At 58.6% G+C, this 19328-nt stretch carries 18 protein-coding genes; 15 read left to right on the forward strand and 3 right to left on the reverse strand.

All coding sequences use genetic code 11. The features are described 5' to 3' along the window. Window positions 1-9 precede the first annotated feature (9 nt). The 5 genes from ACR3E7_RS04690 (at window position 10) to ACR3E7_RS04710 (ending at window position 4529) form a co-directional block, all read left to right on the forward strand. The gene (locus ACR3E7_RS04690) at window positions 10-621 is read left to right on the forward strand and encodes a holin-associated N-acetylmuramidase (protein WP_170791041.1); all 612 of its coding nucleotides are present in this window, start codon (window positions 10-12) and stop codon (window positions 619-621) included. Further along, window positions 612-1190, forward strand: coding sequence for a holin family protein (locus ACR3E7_RS04695; protein WP_480504372.1), 579 nt, complete (start codon window positions 612-614; stop codon window positions 1188-1190). Before ACR3E7_RS04690 ends, ACR3E7_RS04695 begins: the two co-directional genes overlap by 10 nt. 75 nt (window positions 1191-1265) lie before the next feature. Then, window positions 1266-3230 carry a heme lyase CcmF/NrfE family subunit gene (locus ACR3E7_RS04700; RefSeq protein WP_170791037.1) on the forward strand — a complete coding sequence of 655 codons (1965 nt, stop codon included), beginning with the start codon at window positions 1266-1268 and terminating at the stop codon, window positions 3228-3230. Continuing rightward, window positions 3227-3679, forward strand: coding sequence for a cytochrome c-type biogenesis protein (locus tag ACR3E7_RS04705; RefSeq protein ID WP_480504371.1), 453 nt, complete (start codon window positions 3227-3229; stop codon window positions 3677-3679). The genes ACR3E7_RS04700 and ACR3E7_RS04705 overlap by 4 nt, the downstream gene beginning before the upstream one ends. Before the next feature lie 73 nt (window positions 3680-3752). Next, the gene (locus ACR3E7_RS04710) at window positions 3753-4529 is read left to right on the forward strand and encodes an enoyl-CoA hydratase-related protein (protein WP_480504370.1); all 777 of its coding nucleotides are present in this window, start codon (window positions 3753-3755) and stop codon (window positions 4527-4529) included. Window positions 4530-4532: 3 nt separating this feature from the next. Here the strand turns inward: ACR3E7_RS04710 and bmt are convergent, their stop codons facing one another. Both bmt and ACR3E7_RS04720 read right to left on the reverse strand, forming a co-directional pair. Next, window positions 4533-5546: a betaine--homocysteine S-methyltransferase gene (gene bmt, locus ACR3E7_RS04715; protein WP_480504369.1), complete on the reverse strand. Its 1014-nt coding sequence runs from the start codon at window positions 5544-5546 to the stop codon at window positions 4533-4535. A gap of 117 nt (window positions 5547-5663) precedes the next feature. Beyond that, complete coding sequence (locus ACR3E7_RS04720; RefSeq protein ID WP_170769671.1) at window positions 5664-5981, reverse strand: DUF1476 domain-containing protein; 318 nt, start codon at window positions 5979-5981, stop codon at window positions 5664-5666. Window positions 5982-6166: 185 nt separating this feature from the next. On the opposite strand from ACR3E7_RS04720, the gene purC reads away from it, so the two are divergent. From purC to ACR3E7_RS04755, 7 genes are all read left to right on the forward strand, one after another. After that, window positions 6167-6922 (forward strand): phosphoribosylaminoimidazolesuccinocarboxamide synthase, encoded by a 756-nt coding sequence (gene purC, locus ACR3E7_RS04725; protein WP_170769672.1) that lies wholly within the window; start codon window positions 6167-6169, stop codon window positions 6920-6922. Window positions 6923-7099: 177 nt separating this feature from the next. Continuing rightward, window positions 7100-7330 (forward strand): phosphoribosylformylglycinamidine synthase subunit PurS, encoded by a 231-nt coding sequence (gene purS, locus ACR3E7_RS04730; RefSeq protein WP_170769673.1) that lies wholly within the window; start codon window positions 7100-7102, stop codon window positions 7328-7330. A gap of 4 nt (window positions 7331-7334) precedes the next feature. Further along, a complete protein-coding gene (locus ACR3E7_RS04735) occupies window positions 7335-8378 on the forward strand; it encodes a zinc-dependent alcohol dehydrogenase family protein (protein WP_480504368.1) in 1044 nt (347 codons plus the stop codon). Between the two features lie 11 nt (window positions 8379-8389). Next, window positions 8390-9058 carry a phosphoribosylformylglycinamidine synthase subunit PurQ gene (gene purQ, locus ACR3E7_RS04740; protein ID WP_170791025.1) on the forward strand — a complete coding sequence of 223 codons (669 nt, stop codon included), beginning with the start codon at window positions 8390-8392 and terminating at the stop codon, window positions 9056-9058. A gap of 37 nt (window positions 9059-9095) precedes the next feature. Continuing rightward, the gene (locus ACR3E7_RS04745; protein WP_170791023.1) at window positions 9096-10874 is read left to right on the forward strand and encodes a sensor histidine kinase; all 1779 of its coding nucleotides are present in this window, start codon (window positions 9096-9098) and stop codon (window positions 10872-10874) included. A gap of 12 nt (window positions 10875-10886) precedes the next feature. Then, the gene (locus tag ACR3E7_RS04750) at window positions 10887-12221 is read left to right on the forward strand and encodes a sigma-54-dependent transcriptional regulator (protein ID WP_170769677.1); all 1335 of its coding nucleotides are present in this window, start codon (window positions 10887-10889) and stop codon (window positions 12219-12221) included. 516 nt (window positions 12222-12737) lie between these two features. Then, window positions 12738-15539 carry an Rne/Rng family ribonuclease gene (locus ACR3E7_RS04755; RefSeq protein WP_480504367.1) on the forward strand — a complete coding sequence of 934 codons (2802 nt, stop codon included), beginning with the start codon at window positions 12738-12740 and terminating at the stop codon, window positions 15537-15539. Between the two features lie 50 nt (window positions 15540-15589). On the opposite strand, the gene ACR3E7_RS04760 is transcribed toward ACR3E7_RS04755, so the two are convergent. After that, complete coding sequence (locus tag ACR3E7_RS04760) at window positions 15590-15823, reverse strand: sulfurtransferase TusA family protein (protein WP_480504366.1); 234 nt, start codon at window positions 15821-15823, stop codon at window positions 15590-15592. Window positions 15824-15928: 105 nt separating this feature from the next. Between ACR3E7_RS04760 and ACR3E7_RS04765 the strand changes: the two genes are divergently transcribed. The 3 genes from ACR3E7_RS04765 (at window position 15929) to ACR3E7_RS04775 (ending at window position 19305) form a co-directional block, all read left to right on the forward strand. Further along, window positions 15929-16681, forward strand: coding sequence for a cytochrome c biogenesis CcdA family protein (locus ACR3E7_RS04765; protein ID WP_170769680.1), 753 nt, complete (start codon window positions 15929-15931; stop codon window positions 16679-16681). Window positions 16682-16744: 63 nt separating this feature from the next. Then, complete coding sequence (locus ACR3E7_RS04770; protein WP_480504365.1) at window positions 16745-17959, forward strand: hypothetical protein; 1215 nt, start codon at window positions 16745-16747, stop codon at window positions 17957-17959. Further along, window positions 17956-19305: a cytochrome P450 gene (locus ACR3E7_RS04775; protein WP_480504364.1), complete on the forward strand. Its 1350-nt coding sequence runs from the start codon at window positions 17956-17958 to the stop codon at window positions 19303-19305. The genes ACR3E7_RS04770 and ACR3E7_RS04775 overlap by 4 nt, the downstream gene beginning before the upstream one ends. Window positions 19306-19328 lie beyond the last annotated feature (23 nt).

Genomic DNA, 19328 nt, shown 5'->3' on the forward strand with positions numbered 1-19328 from the left:
GAGGATGCCATGCAAACGGTTCGGGATATCGCAAAGCAGATCGTGGCGCGCGAAGGTGGGTTCGTGGACGACCCGGACGACCCCGGCGGCGCGACCAAATACGGCGTCACAATCCATACGATGCGGCGTTTGGGGCTGGATTTGAACGCGGACGGTCAGATGACGACAGAGGATGTCAGGCTGCTCAGCCTATCGCGAGCCGTCGAGATTTTCGTCACGCATTATTTCGACCGTCCCCGTCTGGCCTTGCTGCCCGAGGGTCTTCAGGCGTCAGTTTTCGACATGTATGTGAATACCGGCGCGCAGGCCGTGAAACTCCTGCAACACTTGCTGCGCGATATGGGGTTTGCGGTGACGGTTGATGGGGTCATCGGGCCGCAAACCGCGCAGGCCAGCCTCAAGGCGGCCGAAAGGAGCCCAACGGCCTTGGCCGATGCATACGGGATTGCGCGCCGAAACTATTACTTTCGACTGGCCGACCGTCGCCCTGCGTCCCGAAAATACGCGCGAACGCGGGCCGGGGGGAAGGGTGGGTGGATACGCCGGGCGGAAGAGTTCATTTCGGCCCGCTATCACCTGAACGAACGCGAATTTCAGCAAAGGGTTGCGCAATGGGATTGATCTCGGATGTCTTGACGTTTCTGTTCGGAGGAGGGCGCAACGTGGTGCGTGAAACCGCTGAGGTATTCCGCGAGAATGCCGAAAACCGCGCTGTCCGGGATGCGACAGTTCAAAGCCAAACGCTTGCGCAGTTTGGGGCCGAGTTTCAGATGCCGCAGAAAGGCGCCTATGACCGGTTCATCGACGGGTTAAACCGCCTGCCGCGCCCCGCGCTGGCGCTGGGAACGATGGGGTTGTTTGTGGCTGCCATGATCGACCCGCTGTGGTTTGCCGCCCGAATGCAGGGAATCGCCTTGGTGCCCGAGCCGCTTTGGTGGCTTTTGGGGGTCATCGTGTCGTTTTATTTCGGTGCGCGACATCAGGCCAAGGCACAGGATTTGCAGCGGGAAATCTCAGCCACAGTCCTGCGCGCACCCCAGGTTGCCGGAAACATCGAGACCCTGAATGCGCTACGTCACACCAGCGTGGGTCGGTCGGATCCTGGCCCTGACGCAGAACTGTCCGAGACGATCTTGACCCCGGACCAGAACCCGGCACTTGAAGAGTGGCGCCGCGCGAAAACAGCCTGACCCGCGACACTATGTGCGTGCTGTTTAAGCGAAAGTTATTGGTGCTTGCGGCGCAACAGGACTATATCCGGGGCCATGATTACAGAACTCGGTCACTACGCGCTCATCCTCGCCTTCCTCGTTGCGATTGTGCAAACAGTCGTTCCCTTGATCGGCGCGGCCAAAAGGTGGACCGGGTGGATGACATTCGGCGAGACGGCGGCCATCGCTCAGTTCGTTTTGGTCGGGTTCTCTTTCTGTGCATTAGTCTGGGCCTTCACGACTTCGGACTTCTCGCTGCGCATCGTGGTTGAGAACAGCCATTCCGCAAAGCCGATGCTTTATAAGATCAGCGGCACATGGGGAAATCACGAAGGGTCTATGTTGCTGTGGGTCTTCATCGTGGCGATTTTCGGCGGTATGGCAGCGATATTCGGCGCGGGGCTGCCGCCAACGCTGAAAGCACGCGTCTTGGCGGTGCAGGCGGCAATTGGTGTCGCGTTCTATGCCTTTATCCTGTTTACATCGAACCCGTTTGATCGCCTGATCGTCGCTCCGTTTGATGGGCGGGACTTGAATCCTCTGCTGCAAGACCCCGGATTGGCCTTCCATCCGCCCTTCCTGTATCTGGGCTATGTGGGTCTGAGCATGGCCTTCAGCTTTGCCGTCGCCGCCCTGATCGAGGGCCGCGTAGACGCGGCTTGGGGACGGTGGGTACGCCCCTGGACATTGGCCGCATGGGTGTTTCTGACCATCGGTATCGCGCTGGGATCGTGGTGGGCTTACTACGAGCTCGGCTGGGGTGGATTCTGGTTCTGGGATCCGGTTGAGAATGCCTCGTTCATGCCATGGCTTTTGGCGGCGGCGCTGCTGCACTCGGCCATTGTGGTCGAGAAACGCGAGGCGCTGAAAAGCTGGACCATCCTGCTAGCGATCATCGCATTTGGGTTCTCGCTGATCGGCACGTTCATCGTGCGCTCGGGGTTGCTGACCTCGGTCCATGCCTTCGCAAACGACCCGGAACGCGGCGTGTTCATCCTGTTCATTCTTGTGATCTTCATTGGCGGCGCGCTGACGTTGTTTGCCGCACGCGCGCAGGCGATGGAGGCCAAGGGTGTCTTTGGAATGGTCAGCCGAGAAAGCGCGCTGGTGCTGAACAATATCTTGCTGGCCGTTAGCTGTTTCGTGGTCTTTTTCGGAACCATGTGGCCCATGGTGGCCGAGATGGCGTTTGATCGGAAACTGTCCGTTGGGCCTCCGTTCTTCAATGCCGCCTTCACGCCCTTCATGATTGCTTTGGGCCTTGTGCTGCCCATTGGGGCGATCCTGCCGTGGAAGCGGGGTAAGATCGGCAAAGCGGCATATTCGCTACGCTATGCGTTTGTGCTGGCTGTTGCATTGGCCATTCTGGTTTGGGCGATGCAGACCGGCCGCAGCGCCATGGGCCCGGTTGGGCTGTTTCTTGGCGCATGGATCACCTTCGGGGCCGCGGTGGACCTGTGGAGTCGCACGGGCCGTAAAGGCAGTATCCAACGTCTGTTCCGACTGCCTGGTGCGGATTGGGGCAAAGCAGTCGCTCATACTGGGCTTGGCGTCACCATTTTCGCTATTGCGGGTTTGACCGCTTGGGAAGTCGAGGATATCCGCGTCGCACAACCTGGCCAACCTTTCGAGGTTGGGCAATTTACGCTGACACTGGAAGATGTCAGACGAGTTGAAGGTCCCAACTATTTCTCGACAACTGCTGATGTTCGGGTCGAAAAGAATGGTCGTCCGATGGGCAGCCTGCATCCCGAAAAGCGCGACTACCCGGTCGCACGAATGCCCACAACAGAGGCGGCGATCGACTATCGCTTTTTGGGCGATCTTTATGTTGTGATCGGCGATCAGCAGGCCGATGGCGGCTGGGTCATGCGGACCTATATCAAACCGCTGGCCAACTGGATTTGGGGCGGGTGTATCCTGATGGCGCTGGGTGGTTTCCTCAGCCTGTCGGACCGGCGGTTCCGGGTCGCAGCGGGCGCGCGCAAGGCCCCAAGTGGCGGAGTACCTGCGGAATGAAGCGCTTTTTCCTGATCTTCGCCCTAATCGCCTCACCCCTGTTTGCGGTGCAGCCTGATGAAGTGCTGGACGATCCGGTTCTTGAACAACGCGCCCGCGATCTGAGCACCGGGCTGCGGTGCCTTGTTTGCCGCAACGAAAGTATCGACGAAAGCAACGCTGATCTGGCCCGTGACCTGCGCCTATTGTTGCGCGAGCGTCTGGTTGCCGGGGACACGGATGACGAGGCAATCCGGTTCATTGTAGATCGTTACGGCGAGTATGTCTTGCTGAAGCCAACAGTTACGGGGTCGAACCTGATGTTGTGGCTGGCCGGTCCGATCATGCTATTGATCGCCGCTGCGATGGGGTGGAATTTCCTGAGAAAACGTTCGGACGTTCAGGCCGCGGGCTCGGATACGCTCAGCGAGGCGGAAAAGAAGCGATTGGAACAAATTCTGAAGGACTAACCCTTGGTCGGTCTTTCCCTTGTGATGTAATTGCGTCAGGGTTTGCCCAAGACTGTTGTTTGGGGGGATCCTGATGAATTACGAAACCGTGTTGCTCGACATCTCGGACAATCTGGCGGTGCTGACATTGAACCGGCCCGACAAGATGAACGCGATGACAGCGCAGATGCGGGCCGAGGTCGCCTATGCGATGAAACAGGCGGCCGCGAATGCGCGTGCGGTGGTTCTGACCGGCGCTGGTGCAGCGTTTTGTTCCGGGCAGGATCTGGGGGATGCGTCCAGCACCGGCAAGATCGACCTTGAGCGGACCTTGCGCGACGAATACGAACCGATGCTGGAAACGATCTACAACTGCCCCGTGCCGACCATCGCCGCGGTGAACGGTCCAGCGGCGGGGGCAGGGTGCAATATGGCGCTATGTGCCGATGTAGTGATTGCCACGGAAAGCGCCTATTTCCTGCAAGCCTTCGCGCGGATCGGGCTGTTGCCGGATGCGGGCGGCACTTGGTTCACGCCGCGCCAGATGGGGTTTGCCAAGGCGATGGGCGCCGCACTTTTCGCTGACAAGATCAGCGCCCGGCAAGCAGATGAGTGGGGCATGATTTGGGAGGCCGTCCCAGACGCGGAATTCGACGCACATTGGCGCAAACGGGCGACTTATCTGGCAAATGGTCCGACCGCAGGGTTCAGCGCGATCAAGAAAGCGATCCGTGGTACTTACGAAAAAACGCTGGACGAACAACTGACGTTCGAGGCCCATTTGCAGGGCGAATGCGGACGTTCGCGTGATTTTGCCGAAGGTGTCGTGGCCTTCATGGAAAAACGCCCCCCGAAATTCGAGGGGCGCTAATCGTCAGGCGCGGCGGCGGCGGCGTGTCCGTCGCTCGGGCACGGCATCCTCACCCGTGCCGTCCGAGGCCGATGAGAACGGCCCCAGCGCATCCGTGATCTGATCCAGAGTAGGGCGCACACCACGCGGCGCGCTGTCCAGCGCTTCGCGCATCTTGCGCAGGTGATCGGGCATCGTGCCGCAGCAGCCACCGATGATTGTTGCGCCGGCATCGCGGGCCATGGCCGCATACAGGCCCATCAACTCGGGCGTGCCGTCATAGTGGATATGGCCGTTCACATATTTGGGGATACCCGCATTGCCTTTCGAGATCACAGGACGTTCGGTGCCCTGTGCCGCAAAGCCCAGAACTGTACGCAAAATGTCCGATGCTCCGGTGCCGCAATTAGCGCCAAAGGCCACGGGCGGGTTCGGTAGCGTTTCAACCAGTTGCGCCAGGTCGGCCGAAGTCACACCCATCATGGTGCGCCCTGCGGTGTCGAAGCTCATAGTCCCGCACCAGGGCATGTCGGCCAGCGCAAAGGCTTCGGCGGCAGCGCGGAATTCCTCAGGTGCGCTGATGGTTTCAAGCCACAGCACATCGGCACCGCCTGCTTTCAACGCTTCGGCCTGCTCGTGGAACATCTCGACGGCACCTTCATGAGAAAGACTGCCCACGGGCTCCATAATCTCTCCGGTCGGCCCGACCGAGCCCGCGACGATCACGGTGCGGCCGGCCTTATCGGCCACCTCACGGCCCAGCTCGGCCCCGATGCGGTTCAACTCAGCCACGCGGTTCTGCGCGTCGTGGAGTTTCAAACGGGCGGATGTACCGCCAAAGGTGTTGGTCAGGAACAGATCGCTGCCCGCATCGACCGAGCCCTGATACAAAGCCTTGATCTTGTCAGGCGCGTCTAAATTCCACAGCTCAGGCGCGTCACCGGATTGCAAGCCCATGTTGAACAGGTTTGTTCCGGTGGCCCCATCGGCCAGAATCGCATCTTTGGTTTCCAGAAGTTTCGTCAGTGCGTTTGTCATTGGGCTATCCCAAAAAGTCGGCGAAGCCGATAAAACTAAGAAGTCCCGTGTCTCATGACCGGGACTTCAAAGCAAATTCATAAATCTCATGAAGATCATGAGGCGGGGCGAATTCCCTCAGTCGGTTTCGCTGAGAACCTGCGCCTTGGCTTGGGGCAGCAGTTCGGCCATCTTGGCACGAATTTCGTCATCCGACGACAGCGAGCCCAGATCGCCAGAGACCTTGCGCACGACATCTTCGTGTCCGGCCTCCTCGAAATCGGCGATCACAACAGTTTTGGCGTATTCCTCGGCGTCGGCACCGGACTTGCCCAGCTTTTCCGCGGCCCACAGGCCCAGCAGCTTGTTGCAACGCGCCTGCGCCTTGAACTGCATTTCCTCATCATGGGCGAATTTGGCTTCAAATGCGTTTTCGCGTTCGTCAAACGTGGTCATGGGTTGGGGACCTCTTCGGTTATATCTTCTTGATTGATGATATGACGATAGCCGCGCCCGGACGCAAGGGATTTGCGCTGCGTCAAAGCCTCTCGGTTTACTGCGCTTGCGGGAAAAGGGGGGTTGGACTATGAGAGCGCCAAGAAGCGGGAATATTCCCGCTCGTCAGTCTGGAAGGGTCGCTTATGGCGCGTCGCAAGAAAATCTACGAAGGCAAGGCAAAAATTCTGTATGAAGGCCCCGAGCCGGGTACGATCGTTCAGTACTTCAAGGATGATGCCACTGCCTTCAACGCGGAAAAAAAAGACGTGATCGACGGCAAGGGCGTTCTGAACAACCGCCTGAGCGAGTTTTTCATGACCGGTCTGAACCAGATTGGCGTTCCGACGCACTTCATCCGCCGCCTGAACATGCGTGAACAACTGGTGCGTAGCTGCGAGATTGTGCCGTTGGAAGTGATCGTGCGCAACTATGCCGCCGGGTCGATGTCCAAACGTCTGGGCATTGCCGAAGGCACGCAATTGCCGCGTCCGATCGTAGAGTATTGCTACAAGGATGACGCTCTGGGTGATCCACTGGTGACCGAGGAACATATCGCCGCCTTTGGCTGGGCCAGCCAGCAGGACATGGATGATATTCTCAGCCTTGCGCTGCGGGTGAATGATTTCCTCAGCGGCATGATGCTGGCGGTGGGTATTCGTCTGGTCGATTTCAAGATCGAAATCGGGCGCGTGTACGAAGGCGATTTCCAGCGCCTGATTATCGCCGATGAGATCAGCCCCGACAGTTGCCGTCTGTGGGACATCGAAAGCGGTCAGAAGCTGGACAAGGACGTATTCCGTCGCGATCTGGGCAGCCTGACGGATGCCTATTCCGAGGTCGCGCGCCGTCTGGGCGTTCTGCCCAAAAGCAATGTGACCAAGCCTACGCTGATCAACTGATCTGCCTCGCTTGCGTGGAATACTGGAAACGCCGTGCCCTTGCGCGGCGTTTTTGCTTTTGCGCCGGTTCCTGCGGCAAACTGCGTGCGGACAAGGGTTGTCGAATGGCAAAAGGCGCGCTATCCCCCGCGCAACGGAACGGGCCGCGACTTTTGGCCCTTAGCTGGAGTTGCAGGAATGAAAGCACGTGTGCATGTGATGCTCAAGAATGGGGTTCTCGACCCGCAGGGCGAGGCCGTGCGCCACGCATTGGGTGCCATGGGCTTTGATCAGGTCGAAGGCGTGCGTCAGGGCAAGGTGATCGACCTTGAGCTGGCCGACGGCGCGACCGAAGCCGACGTGACCCAGATGTGCGAAAAACTGTTGGCAAACACGGTCATCGAACGCTACGAGATCGAACTGGTCTAAGCGGATGCGGGCGGCGCGTCTAATCACCTATCGCCAGCCGCTCGAGCTGGCCTCGGTTTCCGATCCGGAACCGGGAGAGGACGGTGTGGTTCTGCGCGTGCTGGCCTGCGGCGTGTGCCGTTCCGACTGGCACGCATGGTCCGGTGCGGACCCCGATGTTGTCCTTCCCATGATTCCCGGACACGAATTCTGTGGCGAGGTGGTTGCGGTTGGCGCGCGTGTCAGCCGTTGGAAGGCAGGGGATCGGGTGATCGCGCCCTTCATTCTGGCTTGCGGCCATTGTCCGGATTGCGCGCAAGGCCATCAGACAATCTGCGCCGATCAGGTGGTGCCTGGCTTTACCTGCGATGGCGCATTTGCTGAATATGTCTCGGTGGCGCATGCAGATGCCAATCTTTCGGTGTTGCCTGACACAATGCCTCCTGAAATTGCTGCTGCCTTGGGCTGTCGTGTCACGACGGCCTGGCAGGCCCTGGTGGGGCGTGCGCAGTTGCAAGGCGGTGAGTGGCTAGCGGTTTTCGGCGGCGGTGGAGTAGGGATATCGACCCTGTTGCTGGGCAAGGCGCTGGGTGCGCGCGTGATCGTTGTGGATATCGCCGACGACAAGTTGAACTACGCCAAAACTCTGGGTGCAGATGTGGTGGTCAACGCGGCGACCAGCAATGCGCCAGAGGCTATTAAGGATATCACCTGCGGTGGTGCCCATGTCGCGATCGAGGCTCTTGGGATCGAAACTACTACAATCGCCGCCATGAAATCCCTGCGTAAGCTGGGTCGCATGGTGCAAATAGGAATGCCCGCCGGACCGCATAGCAACATGACCTTGCCGATGGATGCGCTTTATTCCGGTCAGCTTGCCGTATTCGGAACCCGCGGTATGCCCAGCTGGCGCTACCCCTCGCTTTTGTCGTTGATCGCAGGGGGCAGTGTTGACCTGAGCCCACTGGTGACGCGGCATATTTCTTTGTCCCAGGTAAGTGAAGAACTTGCCGCCTTTGACCACCCGACGCCGCCCGGCGTTGCCGTTGTCACCGATTTCACGCATTAGGAGGCCCCGCCATGCGCGCAGCAGTCATCGTATTTCCCGGCTCCAACTGTGACCGGGACCTGGCCGTGGCCTTTGAACAGGCCGGTTTTCAGGTCGACATGGTTTGGCACAAGGATGCCGCTCTGCCCGAGGGCGTGGATATCGTGGGCGTGCCCGGCGGGTTCTCGTACGGTGACTACCTGCGTTGCGGTGCGATTGCCGCGCAGTCTCCCATCTGTAAGGCGGTTGTCGACCATACTGACCGTGGTGGCTATGCCGTGGGTATTTGCAACGGCTTTCAGATCCTGACCGAAACCGGGATCTTGCCGGGGGCGCTGCTGCGCAATGCGGGCCTGAAGTACATCTGCAAGACCGTCGGCCTGAAAGTTCAAACCAGCGACAGCGCCTTTACGCAGGGCTACAACGCAGGTGACGAGATCGGCGTGCCGATTGCCCATCATGATGGAAACTATTTTGCTGACGACGCAACATTGTCCACGCTTCGTGATCAAGATCGCATCGCATTCACCTATACCGAGAATCCGAATGGCTCGGTCGGGGACATCGCAGGCATCCTCTCGGAAAACCGCAGGGTTCTCGGGATGATGCCGCACCCTGAACGGGCGGCGGATCAGGGCCATGGCGGCACGGACGGAACGGCATTGTTCCGCGCATTATCAGGCGTTCTTGCTCCGGCGTGACTTGAGGAACCGATTCAGCCCGCGTAGTTTCCGGGGCATGAGTTCCGACAATCGTTCAGGCTGGTCTTCTTTCAAGACCCCGTTTCAAGGCGCCCCTTTGGGGTGGCGATTGCGCGTTGCGGTCACGGTTCTTCTTCTGGCAACCGTGGCGACGATTTGGGTCACGAACCGGTTGCTGATCGACCGCTTTACCGAATCCACGCGCAACCGCGCTGAACTGCGGCTGGCTTTGTACTCCGGAAATTTGCTGAGCGAACTACGCCGCAATGCTATTGTTCCGCAGCTTTTGGCGCGCGATCCCAGCCTGATCTCGGCCTTGCAGTCCAGTGATTATACGCTTTCCAGCCAACGCTTGATTTCATTTGTCGAGGAAATAGGCGCGGCCTCTCTGATGCTGTTGGACGGCGATGGTCTGACACGGGCGGCGACGGACAGGAACCGTCTTGGCGAAGGGCACAGAAACTCGCCTTATTTCATTGATGCGGTTCGCTCCAACGCGACGATCTTTACCGTGATCCAGACGGAGTCTGGTGGATACAGCTTTGTTTATTCGCGTCGGATTGAGGCAAATGCCGAAGTCCTCGGTGTCATCGTGGTCGAAGTCGATCTGCAAAAGTTCGAACGCGCTTGGGCCGGAATCTCGGATGCCGTTATGGTGGCGGACAGCACCGGGACCGTGATCCTTTCCACAGAACCCAAATGGCGAGGGCTGGACGAAAACACTGCCATTCAACGCCAATCGCCGGATTCTGCCATCGAACGCGCCATACGCGCGACGGCCGATTGGACAGCCCTGCCTGCCGACGCCTATGTGCAGGGCGAGGCCGTGATGCGCATGGAAACCCGCATTCCGTTTCGTGGATGGAAGATGACATCATTCACGACCTATTCCTCTATCCGCGAAAAAGTGAACAGTGTCATCGCGTTGGAGATCATGGGCTTTGCGATTCTTCTGGCGCTGGCCTTCTATGCGCTCAGCCGCCGGGCCACGTTCCGCATGACGCTGTTTCAGCGCGAGTCGGCAGAGCTTCGCGCATTGAACGCCCGCTTGCAGCGGGAAATTGCTGAACGTGAACGGGTAGAAAAGACGCTGGAAGTGGCTGAGCAGACGCTGGCACAAAGCTCGAAACTTGCGGCGTTGGGTGAGATGTCGGCAGCCGTCAGTCATGAGCTTAATCAACCTCTGGCTGCAATGAAAACCTATCTGGCCGGGGCACGCCTTTTGCTGCGCCGCAACCGTCCCGAAGAGGCATTGGCCAGCTTTGGTCGCATAGACGGGCTGATTGAGCGGATGGGGGCGATCACCCGCCAGCTCAAGTCTTACGCAAGAAAGGGGGCGGACGCATTTTCCCCTGTAAATCTTGGCGAAGCGCTGGCCTCGGCCTTGTCAATGATGGAACCGCAGTTGCGGCAACGCCATGTTAAGATCACTCAGATTCTGCCCGAAGAACCGGTATTGGCCATGGGCGACCGGATGCGGATCGAGCAGGTTATGGTAAACCTCTTGCGCAACGCGCTGGACGCCACCAAGTCAGTATCTGAGCCCGACGTTGAAATCATTTTGGCAGCAGGCGATATGGCGGTGTTGACGGTGCGCGACAATGGGCATGGTATCGAAGATATCGAGAACCTGTTCGAACCGTTCTATACAACCAAGCAGCCGGGCGACGGGGTTGGGCTGGGGCTTGCCATCTCCTCTGGGATCGTGAACGACCATGGAGGACGGCTGACCGCCCGCAATAGTCCCAACGGGGGCGCGGTGTTCGAGATGCAGTTGCCAATACTTGGAAGCGATGGCCTAGAGGCCGCGGAATAACGGGGTAAGAAAATGGCACAAGCCATGAAGATCGCCATTGTGGACGACGAACAGGATATGCGCCAGTCGATCAGTCAATGGCTGGCACTGTCGGGATATGACACCGAAACCTTTGCCAGCGCCGAGGATGCGCTCAAGGTATTAGGGCCGGACTACCCCGGCATCGTGATCTCGGACATCAAGATGCCCGGTATGGACGGCATTCAGTTGCTGAAGAAACTCATGGGCGCGGACAGTACACTGCCGGTCATCATGATCACCGGGCATGGGGACGTGCCTATGGCGGTTGAGGCGATGCGCGTGGGCGCGTTCGACTTTCTGGAAAAGCCCTTCAACCCCGACCGGATGTCCGAACTGGCCAAACGCGCCAGCAACGCCCGTCGTCTGACGCTCGACAACCGGGCTTTGCGGCGTGAGTTGTCCGATGGCACCCAGATCATGAGCAAACTGATCGGGGCCAGTCCGGTCATGGAGCGCCTGCGAGAAGATATTCTGGATCTGGGACAGGCCGATGGGCATGTTCTGATCGACGGTGAAACCGGAACTGGCAAGACATTGGTGGCGCACGCTCTGCACGCCGTAGGCAGTCGGGCAGGTAAGAAATTCGTCCTGATCTCATGCGCAGCCTTGGAGGAAGAGGCGCTGTCCAAACGGTTGTTCGGGCCTATGATGCCCGAGGATGCGCAATTGCCTGCCATTGAAGAGGCGCGTGGCGGCACGCTGGTGCTGGAAGATGTCGAAGCGTTGAGCGACACGTTGCAGGCGCGATTGCTGAGCGTGATGAATGATCAGGGCACACCTGCCGAGACCCGCATTATCGCAATTTCGAATTTGCAGGAAGCGGGAAAGACCTCGGAAGATGTTCTGCGACCGGACTTGTTCTATCGGTTGGCTGCGCTGCGCATCACCATGCCGCCGCTGCGCCAGCGCGGCGAAGATATCCTGACGCTATTCACGCGCCTTAGCGAGCAATTTGCCGAGGAATATGGCTGTGATGCACCGCAGGTCAGTGCGCAGGAGGCCGCGCAGCTGTTGCAGGCACCGTGGCCGGGTAATGTGCGGCAGCTTATTAACATTGCGGAACGTGCGGTTCTGCAATCACGGCGCGGGTCTGGAACGATCGCATCGTTGTTGATGTCGGATCATGAAGAGATGCAACCGGTTATGACCACAGAGGGCAAGCCGCTGAAAGAATATGTTGAGGCGTTCGAGCGGATGCTAATCGACAATACCATGCGCCGGCACAAAGGCTCGATCGCTTCGGTGATGGATGAGCTGTGTCTGCCGCGTCGGACGTTGAACGAAAAGATGGCGAAATACGGGTTGCAACGCTCGGACTATTTGTGACGGTTGGGAGGGGGCCAGCCCCCTCTTGAGCCTGTGGCTCAATTCACCCCCGAGGTATTTTTTAAACAGAAGAAGGTTTGGGAGCGTGCTGGATTGAGGCGGCATGCAGTTTGCCCATTGTCTTTTCCACAGGACTGCTTTTATTGTACCCGAACGGGCCGGGCCATTTTTGTGCCCTGAAGTCCCGAATCTTTGAGTTTCGCTGCGAGGTCGCAGGTGGTGACATCTTCCCACACAGGCTGAGCAGGCCGATTGTGCCCCGATCAAGGGGCAGTTGAACGCCTGAACCCGTGGATGCGGGTGAAAGGAATATAATGGGCAGACAGCGTCAAGGCGCGTCTGTCGGAGAAGAACCGCGATGACGCGCGCGCAACGATTGACTATACGGGCAGGGGGCCACAGCGCCAGACCCTGCCGCGCGCCGTCCGAAATCGCCCGTACAAGACACCTCCCCAAAAGTGCCTGTCCGCCTGGACGGGTCAGGACAACGCGTTTGGCGCGGTGCACCAAGGACAAATGGCTAAGAAAATGCTTATCGATGCCACCCACGCCGAGGAAACTCGGGTTGTGGTGGTCGATGGAAACAAGGTCGAGGAATTCGATTTTGAATCTGAAAACAAACGCCAGCTCGCTGGTAACATCTATCTTGCAAAAGTAACACGGGTCGAGCCGTCGCTGCAGGCGGCTTTTGTGGACTATGGCGGGAACCGGCATGGGTTCCTTGCGTTTTCCGAGATTCATCCGGACTATTACCAGATCCCCGTCGCCGACCGCGAGGCGCTGATGGAGGAAGAGCGCGCCTATGCCGAGGCGATGAAAGCGCGCGACGAGGCTGAGGAAGCGAAGCCCAAGAAGCGCCGGTCGCGGTCGCGGAGCAAGGCAGCGGATGTGAAAACCGATGATGCAGTGGAAACGCTGGAGGTGTCGTCGGAACCGTCGGGCATGGAAACCATTGACCTGGATGACGGGGATGAGAACGCCGATATGGCCGTTCCCGAAGGTTCGTCTCCGGTCGATCGCGTTGCGGAAACGCCGGTTGAGGAACCCGAAGAGGATGCGGCTTCCGAGGATACTCCGGCTGAGACTGAAGAAGCGGATACTGAGGTTGCATCGGAAGATGACCAGCCGGATGTATCGGTGGAGCCAGAGCTCGCAGAGGAATCTGAGCCTGATGCTGCTATTACGGATGACGCGGTGGCAGAAGAAGCTGCGGAGACCGAAGAGGCAGAAGGAAAAACTGAGGACGAGGGCGAGGCGCGTGCAGACGCGACGGCCAAGGATGACACGATTGAATCAGTGGCGGATGAGGATGACAGCGAAGACATTCGTCCTCCGCGCAAACCGCGCCCGCGTCGGTACAAGATTCAAGAGGTCATCAAGGTCCGCCAGGTTCTGCTGGTGCAGGTCGTCAAGGAAGAACGGGGCAATAAAGGTGCCGCACTGACCACCTATCTCTCGCTTGCAGGGCGTTATTGCGTGTTGATGCCGAATACCGCGCGTGGCGGTGGGATCAGTCGCAAGATCACCAACGCTCCGGATCGTAAGAAGCTGAAGGAAATCGCTGCCGAGATTGACGTTCCCACGGGCGCAGGTCTGATCATTCGGACCGCTGGCGCCAAGCGTACCAAGTCCGAGATCAAGCGCGACTACGAATACCTGCAGCGCATGTGGGAACAGATCCGCGAACTGACGCTGAAATCCATCGCGCCAGCTAAGATCTATGAGGAAGGCGACCTCATCAAACGGTCGATCCGCGACCTTTACAATCGCGAGATCGACGAGGTTCTGGTCGAAGGCGAGGGCGGCTATCGCATCGCCAAGGACTTCATGAAAATGATCATGCCGTCACACGCCAAGAACGTGAAGCGGTATGAGGATTCGTTGCCTCTGTTTGCGCGTTATCAGGTGGAAAGCTATCTGGCTGGGATGTTCAACCCTACCGTACAGCTGAAATCCGGCGGCTATATCGTGATCGGCGTGACTGAGGCGCTTGTGGCGATCGACGTGAACTCGGGGCGGGCGACCAAGGAAGGCTCGATCGAGGAAACCGCGCTCAAGACCAACCTTGAGGCGGCCGAGGAAGTCGCGCGCCAGCTGCGCCTGCGCGATCTGGCCGGTCTGATCGTCATCGACTTTATCGATATGGACGAGCGTAAGAACAACTCGGCTGTCGAAAAGCGCCTGAAGGACAAGTTGAAAACCGACCGTGCCCGCATTCAGGTGGGTCGGATTTCCGGCTTTGGACTGCTTGAGATGAGCCGTCAGCGCCTGCGCCCCGGTATGCTTGAGGCGACGACACAGCCTTGTCCGTCGTGCCATGGCACTGGGCTGATCCGCTCGGATGATAATATGGCGCTGACCATTCTGCGCCAGATCGAAGAAGAGGGCACGCGTCGTCGTTCGCGCGAGGTGTTGGTACGCTGCCCTGTCAGCATTGCGAACTTCCTGATGAACCAGAAGCGCGAGCATATCGCGCAGATCGAGGCACGCTATGGCCTGTCAGTTCGGATCGAAGGCGATATTCATCTGGTCAGCCCCGATTTCTCGATGGAGAAGTTCAAGACTGCCAGCCGAATTGTGCCCGAAGCCTCCGCGCCTGTTGTGTCGGTGGACGCGTCCCTAATGGATCTCGTGGATGCAGATGAAGAGGAAAAGGTCGAGGAAGAAACGCCTGTGACCGACGAAGAGATCAAACCCAAACGCAAACGTCGTCGTCGGCGTCGCAAGAAAGGCAATGGGAATGGCGATCAGGCCGAAGGGACGGTGGACGAGGCTGAAAGCCAGGACGAACCCTCTGCGGAAGATGCGCCTGCCGAAACGGATGCGGCCGAGAAAAGCGACGAGGAAGCAGAGGTCAAACCAAAGCGCCGCCGCGCACCGCGTCGCAAAAAGAAAGAAGAAACACCGGTTGAAGATGAAGTCAGCGCCGAGGCGTCTGATGAGGCCGAGACACCTTCGGAACCCCTTGAAGCGGCAGCGGTTGAAGAACCGCGTGTCGAAGCTGCCGAAGAACCTGCGGCCGAGGCGTCAGAGGATTCCCAAGAAGCGGAGCCTGCAGTCGCAGCGGATGGACCTGTGGCAGAACCCGAAGCCGAAGAAGTTTCCGAAGAAGGGGCTGCAGCAGAACCTGTTGAAGAGCTTAGCGCCGAGCCAACCGCTGAACCCGTTGCCGAAGCCAGGGAAGAACCTGCAGCGGAACCCGTCGCTGAAGCTCCGCAAGAGCCTGTGGTCGAAGAACCGGTTCTTGAGGTTGTGTCGGACGAACCTGAAAAGCCCGCTAAGCCGAAAAGGCGTGGGTGGTGGTCATTGGGACAGTGACCAAAGGGCGGGCCAATGGCCCGCCTTTTTTGTTCAGTATTGAAACAATTCTAGCCTATTTTCTGGATGATATAGATCTGATGCCCGTTTGCCTCGTCCTGTGAAACGAGGCGATGACCGCTTTCCGCGCAAAAATGCGGAACGTCGACAACGGCTGCCGGATCGTCGGCCAAGACACGCAATAATGCGCCTTCCGGCATAGATTTCAGGCGCTTACGTGCCTTGAGGACGGGTAGGGGGCATAGCAGCCCCAACGCATCAAGTGTATCAGATGGGTTTGACATAGGCCTGAGATATTTCCAACTTGGCTGGGTGTCCAGCGTGCAACCACGAGGATGTGACCGAATGGCCCCGTGACGTTCACGGCTTCATACCATATGTGCTGAAACATGTTCGGAATTGATATCATAGACGCGGGCCTGCTGCCTGCCATGTTCATCGCGATGCTGGGCGGGCTGATCAGCTTTCTGTCGCCTTGCGTTTTGCCCATCGTTCCGCCTTATTTGGCCTATATGAGCGGCGTGTCGATCAACGAAATGCAGGATCAGGCCGCCGCCAGACGCAAGGCAACGCTAACGGCGTTGTTCTTTGTGCTTGGCCTGTCGACGGTCTTCCTGTTGCTGGGCTTTACCGCATCGGCCTTCGGGGCCTTTGTGCTGCAAAATCAAGTGCTGTTCGCAAAGCTGTCGGGCGCGGTTGTTATCGTGTTCGGCCTGCACTTTCTGAACGTGTTCCGCATTCCTTTCCTGGACCGGGAAGCGCGGATTGAAACGGGCGACTCGGGTGGTTCCGTGTTTGGGGCATATATTCTGGGCCTTGCCTTCGCCTTCGGCTGGACGCCCTGCATCGGGCCGCAACTGGGGGCGATTCTGTCTCTGGCCGCGTCTGAGGCTTCGGTCGCACGGGGAACCTTGTTGCTGGGCGTTTATGCGGCCGGGCTTGGTATTCCGTTCCTGCTGGCAGCGATGTTCCTGAACCGCTCGATGACTGTGATGAACAAGATCAAACCGCACATGGCGACTATCGAGAAAGTCATGGGTGGCCTGCTGCTGTTCGTAGGTATCATGCTGATCACCGGCCTGTTCACTCAGTTCAGCTGGTGGTTGCTGGAAACCTTCCCTGCGTTGGCAAATTTCGGGTAAAAACCGGACCCCACTTACCTTGCCGGTAACGCTGCGCTAACCTGCGCCGCAGAAGGTAAGGGCATGCGCAGTCACGACAATCACAGGCAGGTTAAACGACGTCGGGTGTTCTATATTCCCGGCTATGACCCCATTCATCCCCGCCGGTACCGAGAGCTTTACCGGACCGAAAGCGCGGCTCAGGCGGCCCTATCAGGGTATGAAATCACACTATCGCCCAGAACTGGCGATGGGCCTTATGGTTGGCACGTGCGATCCGTGCAGGACGGGACGGCGGTAGAGGCCGAGTTTCAGGTGCTCGTGTGGTCGGATATCGTGCGCGACAGCATGTCGAACTCGATAGCGGCAACCTATGGGCAACTGATCAGAACTGCGTGGGTCTATATCTCGACTGGGGCTTTGTGGCGATTGATGAAGCTCCGCAAAGGGCCTGTAATCGCCGCAATTTATCCGGTTGCGATGTTGCTGATCCAATTGGGTGTCGCCGTCGGCGCCGCGTTGGGAATATGGGCGCTTCTGTCGTCGATACTGGGCTGGGTGGCCTGCATTCTTGCCACCGCATTGGGCTATGCCGTGCTGCGATGGTTCCGCAAAATCGACAACCACCTGTTCGCCTATTACCTGATGCATGACTACGCCTATTCCGCTGCACTACGGGGGCGAACACCAAATGCGTTGCAGCAACGCCTTTCTGAATTCGCGTCGTTGGTCGACGCCGCGCTGAAGGACGATGTGGATGAAGTTCTGGTCGTAGGTCACAGTTCGGGCGCGCATCTTGGTGTCGCCGTCCTGGCCGAGCTTATCCGGTCTGCACTCCCTGACAGAGACGGTCCAACACTGTCTTTTCTGTCGCTTGGTCAAGTGGTTCCGATGGTCTCTTTTCTGCCGGACGCGACTGACTTACGCGCTGATCTGCAATTCCTCTCGCAGCAAGAGGGGGTGACGTGGGTCGATGTCTCGGCCCCAGGCGACGGATGCGCCTTTGCGCTTTGTGATCCCGTGTCTGTGACAGGCGTTGGAACCGATACGAAAAAGTGGCCTTTGGTGCTATCGGCCGCCTTTACGCAGACACTTTCACCAGAGCGGTGGGGGAAGTTGCGCTGGCGGTTCTTTCGGCTGCATTTTCAGTATCTTTGCGCTTTCGACCGGGTGGGCGCCTATGATTATTTCCGTGTGACCGCTGGACCTTTGACCTTGGGTGCACGTTTCGGGGATCGCGCACCTTCCAAATCGCGCATTGATACGCCTGTGTCGAAATACCGTTCGGTGGTTGGATGAAACCGCCCAAGCCGACCCCGCGGCCAGACAAGGTCTCGCTTTGGCGGTACCTCAAACTGTTTCGGCAGGATCTTTTGTCGGCCCAGCCACAACGACTCTACCGGGCATGGATGGCTGAATTTCGGACTGTTTTCTTTCGATCCTACATGATCAACCAGCCAGAGCTGGTTGAAACTGTATTGAAAAAGAGGCCCGACGACTTCCCCAAGTCCAACCGCATCGCCGAAGGCCTGCGCCCTTTGCTGGGCAATTCAGTGTTTCTGACCAATGGTGACACGTGGAAACGCCAGCGGCGGATCATTGACCCTGCCTTTGAAGGCGGCCGTCTGAAAGATACCTTTCCGGCGATGCAGGATGCCGCGCAAGCCGCCAACGATCGGTTGCAGCAAAGCCTGAACCAGATCCTCGAATGTGAGAAATTCACCAGCCACGCGGCGGCGGATGTGATCTTTCGGACCCTGTTTTCAGTGCCCATCGAGCATGAAGTTGCCGCGCAGGTGTTCACTAAATTCCGCGCCTATCAACGCAGACAGCCCTTGTTGAACCTAGCCGCGTTCCTACCGCTGCCTAGCTGGATGCCTCGGTTCCATTCACGCCAAACAAAACAAAATGCCCGAGAAATCAGAGAGCTGATCGAACATCTTGTTTCAGCGCGCGCCGCGCTGATCGCCCAAGGTATGGCGCCAAACGATCTGGCGACCAAGATCATGACGACCCCGGACCCCCAGACTGGCAAGTGTTTCGACACAGACGAGATGGTGGATCAGGTGGCCATCTTCTTTCTGGCTGGCCACGAGACCAGCGCATCCGCATTAGCGTGGGCCCTGTACCTACTGGCACTGTATCCGGACTGGCAGGACAAGGTGGCTGAAGAGGCCGCAGCGCTGGACACCCCCGGCATGACCGCCGTTGCTGGCTTGAAGATCAGCCGCGATGTGTTCCGCGAAACCCTGCGCCTATACCCGCCGGTCCCGATGATGGTGCGGCAGGCCACATGCCCCGAAGTCTTTCGGAACCGGCAGATACAACCCGGTGCTCAGATGGTTATCAGCCCCTGGCACCTGCATCGTCATGAACGCCTGTGGGACAATCCCGACGGGTTCGACCCCGGCAGATGGCACACTGAGAATGGCAAAACCTGCCAGCGCACCGCGTTTATTCCGTTTTCGGCAGGCGCACGGGTCTGTAGCGGGGCAGGGTTCGCGATGGTCGAAGGGCCTTTGATCCTGTCTACGCTGCTGCGCCGCTATCGCTTCGAACTGGTCGAAGGCCAAACACCGGTTCCCGTGGCTCATCTGACCGTTCGCTCAAAAGATGGCATTCGGTTGCGTGTGGTTGAGCGCTAACAAACTACCATCACCAATCACGT

This window comes from Ruegeria sp. BK1 (genome assembly GCF_056535645.1).